This window comes from Paenisporosarcina sp. P5_A11 (assembly GCF_056400705.1).
Genome location: NZ_JBFUKT010000138.1, coordinates 1 through 9,208, shown reverse-complemented (window position 1 = coordinate 9,208; position 9,208 = coordinate 1). Strand labels below are relative to the sequence as shown.

The 9,208-nt window shown below is 38.1% G+C and carries 10 protein-coding genes and 1 riboswitch; of the genes, 1 reads left to right on the top strand and 9 read right to left on the bottom strand.

The features are described from left to right. On the bottom strand, positions 1 to 513 hold a 513-nt coding region (locus tag AC1DOS_RS15210; RefSeq protein WP_477538178.1), incomplete at its 3' end, for a succinate dehydrogenase cytochrome b558 subunit. A 275-nt stretch (positions 514 to 788) separates the two neighbouring features. Between AC1DOS_RS15210 and AC1DOS_RS15205 the strand changes: the two genes are divergently transcribed. Next, entirely contained in the window at positions 789 to 1,202 is a 414-nt protein-coding gene (locus tag AC1DOS_RS15205) for a YslB family protein (protein ID WP_477538177.1), read from the top strand. A gap of 312 nt (positions 1,203 to 1,514) precedes the next feature. Here AC1DOS_RS15205 and AC1DOS_RS15200 read toward each other — a convergent pair whose 3' ends face one another. The 8 genes from AC1DOS_RS15200 to AC1DOS_RS15165 all read right to left on the bottom strand — a co-directional run bounded on the left by AC1DOS_RS15200 (position 1,515) and on the right by AC1DOS_RS15165 (position 9,095). Further along, entirely contained in the window at positions 1,515 to 1,886 is a 372-nt protein-coding gene (locus AC1DOS_RS15200) for a DnaJ family domain-containing protein (protein WP_108585298.1), read from the bottom strand. Between the two features lie 56 nt (positions 1,887 to 1,942). Then, a complete protein-coding gene (locus AC1DOS_RS15195; RefSeq protein WP_477538176.1) occupies positions 1,943 to 3,166 on the bottom strand; it encodes an aspartate kinase in 1,224 nt (407 codons plus the stop codon). Positions 3,167 to 3,269: 103 nt separating this feature from the next. Next, a riboswitch (Lysine riboswitch) is annotated at positions 3,270 to 3,450 on the bottom strand. 75 nt (positions 3,451 to 3,525) lie between these two features. After that, complete coding sequence (gene uvrC, locus AC1DOS_RS15190) at positions 3,526 to 5,316, bottom strand: excinuclease ABC subunit UvrC (RefSeq protein ID WP_108585300.1); 1,791 nt, start codon at positions 5,314 to 5,316, stop codon at positions 3,526 to 3,528. A gap of 87 nt (positions 5,317 to 5,403) precedes the next feature. Then, positions 5,404 to 5,718, bottom strand: coding sequence for a thioredoxin (gene trxA / locus AC1DOS_RS15185; protein ID WP_108585301.1), 315 nt, complete (start codon positions 5,716 to 5,718; stop codon positions 5,404 to 5,406). 192 nt (positions 5,719 to 5,910) lie between these two features. Continuing rightward, positions 5,911 to 6,885 (bottom strand): electron transfer flavoprotein subunit alpha/FixB family protein, encoded by a 975-nt coding sequence (locus tag AC1DOS_RS15180; RefSeq protein WP_477538175.1) that lies wholly within the window; start codon positions 6,883 to 6,885, stop codon positions 5,911 to 5,913. 37 nt (positions 6,886 to 6,922) lie between these two features. Continuing rightward, positions 6,923 to 7,696: an electron transfer flavoprotein subunit beta/FixA family protein gene (locus tag AC1DOS_RS15175; RefSeq protein WP_477538174.1), complete on the bottom strand. Its 774-nt coding sequence runs from the start codon at positions 7,694 to 7,696 to the stop codon at positions 6,923 to 6,925. Positions 7,697 to 7,721: 25 nt separating this feature from the next. Next, entirely contained in the window at positions 7,722 to 8,495 is a 774-nt protein-coding gene (locus AC1DOS_RS15170; protein WP_477538173.1) for an enoyl-CoA hydratase, read from the bottom strand. Between the two features lie 18 nt (positions 8,496 to 8,513). Further along, complete coding sequence (locus AC1DOS_RS15165) at positions 8,514 to 9,095, bottom strand: TetR/AcrR family transcriptional regulator (protein ID WP_108585305.1); 582 nt, start codon at positions 9,093 to 9,095, stop codon at positions 8,514 to 8,516. Positions 9,096 to 9,208: the final 113 nt, after the last annotated feature.

The window sequence follows — 9,208 nt, the reverse complement described above, 5'->3', positions numbered from 1 at the left end:
AGTGATACCCCAGCTTACCAAGAATGACCAAATACCGTTAGCTAAATGGAATGTTGCAGATACAACACCAACCACGTAGAATACAAACATTAATGGATTTGCTAAAATATCAGCCATCATGTCAAAGTTAACTTCATCAGCACCAATTGCTTTTTGGATTCTTGTCTCAAATATATGCCATGCAATAAACACGACAAGAATAACTCCTGTTACACGTTGTAAAAGAAACATCCAGTTACGGAACGTGCCATAACGCTGTGTGTTACTTTTTGCAGTAAAAGATATGTACACACCATAGAATGCATGGAACATTAAAGGAATGTAGATGACAAACCATTCCAAAAATAATACGAATGGTAAACTTTCCATAAAGTGCGAAGCTTTGTTAAATGCCTCAGGTCCCTGCGTAGCAAAATGGTTAATAACCAAATGCTGTGCCACGAACAAACCTATTGGAATAATTCCAAGTAGAGAATGCAACCGGCGTAAATAAAATTCATTATCTTTCGACAAGACTGTTACCCCCCTCATTACTTCAAAATAGACAGACAAATTTAGACCCTCGTATGAAACGAAAGCAACATTGACTGCATATCTCATCATGGTACAATATTATGACATGTTTATTGTACTCCCATCATAAGGGAGCGTCAAGACAAGGTAGCCTACTACATATGACATTAAAATGCAGGATAATTCTCGATTTCTCATCTTTTTCCTACCTTGCACATGAATAATTCTTAGATTAATAAAGTTAAACGTGAATTTAGTTAGAAAGCGGGATTTATATGACATTGACAGATACAAAAACAGTACCAGCTTTTGGATATGAATTAATTAGAGATCATGTACTTTCGACAATTTTAGGCAAGCATGAAGATGATATTTTATATTGGTCAGGAAAAGAATTAGCACGCAAGTTTCAGCTGTTCTCAATGGAGGAAGTATCTTCCTTTTTTGAAGAAGCTGGCTGGGGTGTGTTAACTCTTGATAGTCTTTCAAAGGATGAAGCATTTTATACACTAACTGGCGAACCAGATGCACTTCAAATCGACAAGCGTTGTTTTCGCCTAGAAGCTGGCTTTTTGGCGCAACAGCAACAAAAGTTAGGTGGCTACTTGACAGAATGCTTCGAGGAAAAATTTATAAAGAAAAACATCATCCACTTTCATATAAAATGGGATTTAAAAGAAAAGATTTAGTGGAACCAGCCAGCATGCACCTTTTGGGTGCATGCTGGTTTTTTTGAGGGGGAATTGATGGATTCCTACGTCGATGCGATTTTTTCCTACGTGAACCCTCATTTTTCCTACGTCAATGCTCAAATCTCCTACGTCAACTCACTTTTTTCCTACGTCATTTCCTTTTTCAGACGGCACGCCTCTTTTTTCAGACGTCACCCATCTCTTTTCAGACGTCAACGCCAAAAAGTGCGACTGAGCAACCGCTCAGTTGCACTTTTTGGTCGAAATACAAAAAAAGCTGGCGTCACTTCAAAGTGACTACCAGCTTTTTTAATCCCATTTAAATCTATCGCTCATTTCAGATTGATATTGCTTAAAAGCACTACTATTTGTTTGAATCCCTTTTTTCGATAACATTCGGTTCATTTGTGTCAGTTTTTGATTGTATTGTTGTTCCAATTCGGTTTTTTCTTTACCTAAGGCTTTTTTCATTTGATGTTGCAAATCGCTCATTTCTTCTTTTATGAATTGAGCTTCTGCGTCATGTCCTGAATTTTTCAAGATGCGCATGACCATTCGAATATCTTCCGGGTAATGAGCAAATTCATCTGGTGGTAAAGGTTTTCCCGCTCCAGGCAAATTGTCAAACTGTCCCTCACGCTGTGCTTTTTTGATTAAATCCTCCACTAGATGCCAGTTCATTTCTCACACTACCTCTCATGATTATGAATATATTCCCATTATATCATGAAACTTCCTTACACTCGAACTGCAGTTAATTCATATTCATCATGCAATGCATTGGCCGCTTTTAGCATTTCACTTTCAGGGACAACAACCGAAACTTTAATTTCTGATGTACTTACCATTTTCACGGGAATTCCTTCTATGCGCAAACGATCGAACATTTGAGCAGCTACACCAGGATTAGATACCATGCCTGATCCAACGATTGAAACTTTGGCTAAACCTACTTCGTAATTCATAGATTGGTAACCAAGATCAGCTTTATTACTTTCTAACACTTGTACCGCTTCAGCAAAATCTTCTTTTTTAATAGAAAATGACACACTTGGTTGTATGCCTTCCATGATACTTTGAACAATAATGTCAACGTTCACATGATGTTTAGCTAGTGTTGTGAAAATTTTTGCGAGAGAGCCGTTAAATGGCACTTTATATGCTACCGTCATACGAACAATCTCCGGTTCAAATGCAACACCGCGCACAATTAGGTTTTTCTCCAATGTGGGTTCCTCCAATAATATCGTCCCTGTTTCTTCGGTTAAGCTAGATCGAACACTAAGTGGCATGGAATAATTTTTGGCAAATTCGACTGCACGTGGATGTAATACACCCGCACCTAAATTGGCAAGCTCTAGCATTTCATCATATGCTAGTTCCTGTAATTTTCGAGCACCTTCCACGCAACGTGGATCTGATGTATAAATACCATTGACATCCGTGTAAATATCACATTGGTCCGCCTGAATGGCTGCTGCTATTGCAACAGCCGTTGTATCAGAACCTCCACGTCCGAGCGTTGTAATTTCACCGAATGCGTCCATGCCTTGAAACCCAGCAACCACTACTACCTGTCCAGAGGTCAAAGCTTGTTCAATGCGAATGGTATCAATGTGCTCGATTCGAGCATTACGATGAACCGATTCTGTTCCAATTCCTGCTTGCCAGCCAGTGAATGACACCGCATCTTGCCCCATATGTTGAAGTGCCATCGTAAGTAAGGAAATCGTCACTTGTTCTCCAGTTGATAGCAACATATCCATTTCACGTTTTGAAGGCTCTGCTGATAAATCTTGTGCTAAACGCATTAATTCATCAGTCGTTTTGCCCATTGCTGAGACAACCACAACAATTTCATGCCCTTTTGCAGTTTCACCTATGATGCGCTTTGCGACGTTTCGAATGCGTTCTGTGTTGCCAACTGATGTTCCTCCAAATTTCATGACCAAACGACTCAATGTAAACTCTCCCTTATTTCCAAAGAAGCTAAAAAAGACAGCCTATCCACGAGTGATCGTGAAAAGCTGTCTCCATGCATGACCGTTCTTAAAGAAGCGTCCATGTGAAGATAGCCCTCCAGAATCCAATTAGATTCTGACAATCCTGCATTTATTCAATGCAAAACCAGTGCGACATTAGACAGTTAATATCGTACTTCGGCGAATTTCCCTTTCAAAAGCAGTCAACGGATCTGTTCATCCTCATGCAAGTTACTGATGATTTTCGCACCTCTATCACCACTTTTTCAATGATAGTTCAAACATACTTTGAACTTTCATTAGTGATTCAATTTCAGTGAGTCAACAATATCATAAGATTACTCTTTTGACAATGACTCATTTTTAAAGTATTCAGACATGGATTCAGCAATTTGCAAAGGCAACCCTGATCCTTTTAATTCATCAACAGATGCTTCTTTAATACGTTTTACAGAGCCAAAATGTTTAAGTAACATTTTTTTGCGTTTAGGACCTATTCCTTCAAATCCATCTAAAGCCGAAGCTATGGTTTGCTTGCCTCGTTGTTGTCGATGGAAAGTAATCGCAAATCGATGCACTTCATCTTGAATACGTTGCAGTAAATAAAAACCTTCACTCGTTCGTTTTAACGGGATGATTTGAGGTGGTTCTCCGTATAACAAAGAAGATGTTTGGTGTTTCGCATCTTTCGCAAGACCCGCAATCGGAATGGATAAACCTAGTTCGTCTTCAATAATTTCTCGAGCGCTTTCCATTTGCCCTTTCCCGCCATCAATGACAATTAAATCTGGAAGAGGTAGATGGTCATTTAACACACGTGTATATCGACGTCGAATAACTTCTCGCATCGCCCCGTAGTCATCATGTCGTGCTGCAGTTTTTGTTTTGTATTTACGATAATCTTTTCGGTTCGGTTTGCCATCAATAAATGAAACCATTGCTGAAACTGCATCTGCTCCATAAATATGAGAGTTATCAAATGCTTCAATCCGAAGCGGCGGAGCAATGTTCATGGCTATACCTAATTCTTCTACAGCACCAATTGTTCGTTGTTCTTGGCGGTCAATAAGCTGGAATTTCTCTCGTATGGCAATTTCGGCATTTTTAGTCGCTAATTCAATCATCTGCTTTTTCTTGCCACGACTTGGAGAAGCCACTTTGATTTCAAGCAATTGCTTAGCTAATTCTAAATCAACTGAAAGCGGCAACAATACTTCCTTAGGTTTTATATGATGAGGTTGATCATAAAACTGACCTAAAAATGTTAAAAATTCATCATCAGGATCTTGGATTAACGGGAATACCGATACATCTCGTTCTATTAGTTTACCCTGTCGCACAAAGAAAACTTGAACACACATCCAACCTTTATCAATGGCAAAGCCAAAAATATCACGATCCGTAAAGTCGTTCGTCGTCATTTTTTGTTTTTCCATGACTGTTTCTATATGTGTGATTTGATCACGGTATTCTTTTGCTCTTTCAAATTCCAAATTCTCGGCCGCTGATGACATTTTTTCTGTTAGTTCTTGTTTGACTTGCTGATAACCACCATTTAAAAAACGTGTAATTTCATCAATAATCTCCCGATATGCATCTTGCTCAATAGGCTTTACACAAGGTGCTAAACACTGGCCTAAATGATAGTACAAACAAACCCGGTCTGGTAATGTCGGGCATTTTCGCAGTGGGTATAAACGATCAAGTAGTTTTTTGGTTTCACTAGCGGCATACGCATTAGGGTAAGGCCCAAAGTATTTTCCTTTGTCCTTTTTAACTTGTCGTGTCGTAATCAATTTCGGATGTTTTTCACCAGTTATTTTAATATATGGATACGTTTTATCATCTTTTAACATGATGTTATATTTCGGATCATGTTTTTTGATTAAATTTAACTCTAAAATGAGCGCTTCAATGTCTGATGATGTCACGATATATTCGAAGTCTACGATTTCATTGACGAGACGTTGTGTTTTCCCGTCATGACTACCCGTGAAATACGAGCGCACACGGTTTTTCAATACTTTTGCTTTACCAACATAAATAATCGTATCCTGTCTGTCTTTCATTAAATAAACACCAGGATGGTCTGGTAAAATTGCGCATTTCTGTTGTATTAATTCATTCATACTTGTCATCACCTGTTGAAAAAAACCGGGTGCCCATGGGTACCCGGTTTTTAATATTATTTTACTATTACTTATAATACTGTTTAATTAAGAGTGTTTGTTTACAAGTTCTACTAATGCTTCTTTCGGGTTAAATCCAACTACTTTATCAACTGGTTGCCCGTCTTTGAATAGTACTAATGTTGGAATCGACATAATGCCAAAGTTGCTAGCAGTTTCTTGGTTAACATCAACGTCTACTTTTACGATTTTTACTGTTTCGCTCATTTCAGCATCTAATTCTTCTAAAACTGGAGCGATCATTTTACATGGTCCACACCAAGGTGCCCAGAAATCAACTAATACTAAACCATCTGAAATTTCACTTGAAAAACTTTGATCCGTTCCGTGTACAATTGCCATAATAAATTTCCTCCTTCAAATACAAACTCTAAACGTAGTATAGCATCTTGAATTTAACGCTACTACTTTTTTGCTCATCATCAAAACATCTAATAGTACTAGTTTCATTTTCTTTATATTGATTTCCCAGATAAAGAAAATAAATCTTAAAAAACTCCGCAAGTTTTTCACTTCACGGAGTTTTATGTAAAATTAATTAGCTTTTAKTTTTTTGAATTCTTCCGTCAACATTGGAATGACTTCGAATAAGTCTCCAACGATTCCGTAATCAGCCACTTTGAAAATACTTGCTTCAGGATCTTTGTTGATCGCTACGATAATTTTCGAGTTCGACATACCCGCTAAATGTTGGATAGCACCAGAAATACCTGCTGCAATGTACAAATCAGGAGTTACAACTTTACCTGTTTGTCCAATTTGAAGTGAATAATCACAGTAGTCAGCGTCACATGCACCACGAGATGCTCCAACTGCGCCGCCTAATACTCTTGCTAATTCTTTTAATGGTTCAAAACCATCTTCACTCTTCACGCCACGACCACCAGCAACAATGACTTTCGCTTCTGATAAATCCACGCCTTCAGTTGATTTACGAACAACTTCTTTAATAATGGTACGAAGGTTCGTAATTTCAACAGAGACAGCTGAAACGTCACCAGAACGGCTAGAATCGTGTGCTAATGGATCGATGTTGTTTGGACGAATTGTTACAAAATCAATACCTTCTTTGATTTTCACTTTTTCAAACGCTTTACCTGAGAAGATAGGACGAACGAAAACAACATCTGCCCCTTCACCTTCGATAGCAGTTACATCAGAAATAAGACCTGATTTTAATTTACTTGCAACTTTAGGTGATAAATCTTTCCCAAGAGCTGTGTGTCCGAAAACAACTGCGTCTGGTTGCTCACTTTGAACTACTGCCATAATTGCTTGGCTGAAGCCGTCAGAAGTATATGTTTTTAAATGTGGATGTTCAACAGTTACCACACGGTCTGCTCCATAATGAATCATTTCAGTTGCAAGAGATTGTACAGAGTCTCCTAAAAGAACAGCTACAATTTCTCCACCGCTTGAAATTTTCTTCGCTGCAGCGATTGCTTCAAAAGATACATTACGTAAAGCGCCTTCACGTGCTTCACCTAATACGATTACTTTTTTTGTCATGATGTGTTTCCCTCCAATTACAAATCTATAGATAAAATTAAATCACTTTTGCTTCTGTACGAAGTAATTGTACTAATTCTTGTACTTGGTCTGATAGATCGCCTTGTAACACTCGACCCGCTTCTTTTTTCGGAGGCATATAAATTTCGATCGTCTCCGTTTTAGCTTCAACATCATCTTCATCGATATCTAAATCATCTAATTCAACTTCTTCTAACGGTTTCTTTTTCGCTTTCATAATCCCCGGTAATGAAGGATAACGTGGTTCATTCAAACCTTGTTGTGCAGTAACTAAAAGTGGTAATGAAGTTTCAATGACTTCAGAATCGCCTTCTACATCACGAACAATATGAACTTGAGTTCCGTTAATTTCTAATTTAGTAATAGTAGTTACATAGTTGATGTCTAGTAAGTCAGCAACACGTGGTCCAACTTGTCCAGATCCACCATCGATTGCAACGTTCCCAGCTAAAATCAAGTCTGCGTTTTTATCTTTAAGATAATCAGCTAAAATTTGAGCAGCTGTAAATTGATCCACTTCATCTAAATCATCTTCAGTATTAATAAGAACAGCTTTGTCAGCGCCCATTGCAAGTGCGGTACGAAGTTGCTTTTCAGCTTCTTCTCCACCCATTGTCAATACAGTCACTTCACCGCCGTGAGCTTCACGAACTCGGATTGCTTCTTCGATTGCATATTCATCGTAAGGATTARTGATGAATTCTGCGCCGTCTTCTTGGATCTTGCCACCTGAAACGACAATTTTTTCTTCTGTATCAAATGTACGTTTTACCAACACATAAATATTCATGTTGCAAACCTCCCAATACTAGTGATTATTTTCCTTTAAACAATGGTTCGCGTTTTTCAATAAAAGCAGAAATCCCTTCTTGCGCGTCTTCAGAAATGAAAACGGTTCCAAAAGATTGTGCTTCTGCTTTCACACCTTCATTATACGCATAAGACTTCGCGTATTGTAGCATTTCAATCGCAGCTTTCATTGCAACTGGGCTCTTTTTAGCTATTTTAGTAGCAAGTTCCATTGTTTTCGCAAGTAATTCTTCTTCTGCATATGCACGGTTTGCTAGTCCCCATTTAACGGCTTCTAATCCGCTAATTGGTTCGCTAGTTAACAGCATTTCTGCTGCTTTAGGCATACCCACTAAACGAGGTAGACGCTGAGTTCCAGCAAAACCAGGAATCAAGCCAAGCTGTAATTCAGGCAATCCTAGTTTAGCATTTTCAGATACGATACGCATGTGACAACTCATGGCAAGTTCAAGACCACCACCAAGAGCAGCACCATGAATCGAAGCGATGAAAGGTTTAGAGAATCTTTCTAGACGTTCAAAAATTTCTTGGCCGCTAGCAGCTAAAGCTGAAAATTCTACTCCAGTTTTAATTTGAGTAAATTCTTTAATGTCTGCACCTGCTGAGAAGAAACGACCCTCACCGTGCAATACTATAACACGAACACTATCATCATTCTCAACAGCATCCATTAATTCATTAACTTCGACAATAAGAGCGCGTGATAATGCATTTGCTGGTGGTCGATTAATCGTTACTTTCGCAACGTGATCTTCTACCGTCCAACTTAAAAATTCCATAGACGTCCATCCCTTCACTTATGCTTTCATACCACCGAGTAATAATTTATGAACTTTAGGAGCTAATTTCATTAAATCATACTTCTGTTCATTCATTACCCAAGTAGTAATCGTCTCATCAATTGTACCAAAAACCATGTGTCTCGCAAGACGAATATCCAATTCTTCACTAAATTCACCATTTTCAATACCTTCAATCAAGATATCATCTAGTAACATAAGATACTCTTTTAACACTTCATTAATTTTTAAACGAATTTCTTTATTAGATTGGCGTAATTCTAACTGAGTAACGATAGCTAAATGGTGATCTGTCGCTAGCACACGAAAATGATTTTCCACCATTTTCAATAGTTTGTCTGACGAATTTGTACCATCCTTAATAATCGTTTGTAGATTATCAACGAATAGCCCCATTTTTTCTTGGAAGACAGATATTAAAATATCTTCTTTGTTTTTAAAATACAAATAAATGGTTCCGTCAGCGACGCCTGCCTGTTTTGCGATTTTGGAAACTTGTGCTTGGTGATACCCATTTTCCGCAATCACGACTACGGCTGCATCGATTATTTGTTTAAACTTCGGTTTGTCTCGTTTCAAAGATATCACCACCCAAAAAATGAAATTGTGAATGAATGTTCATTCACAATTTCATCTTAGACTGAAGAACTATTGTTGTCAAGAGATGTTACGACGTAGCACTGGCTTCTTTA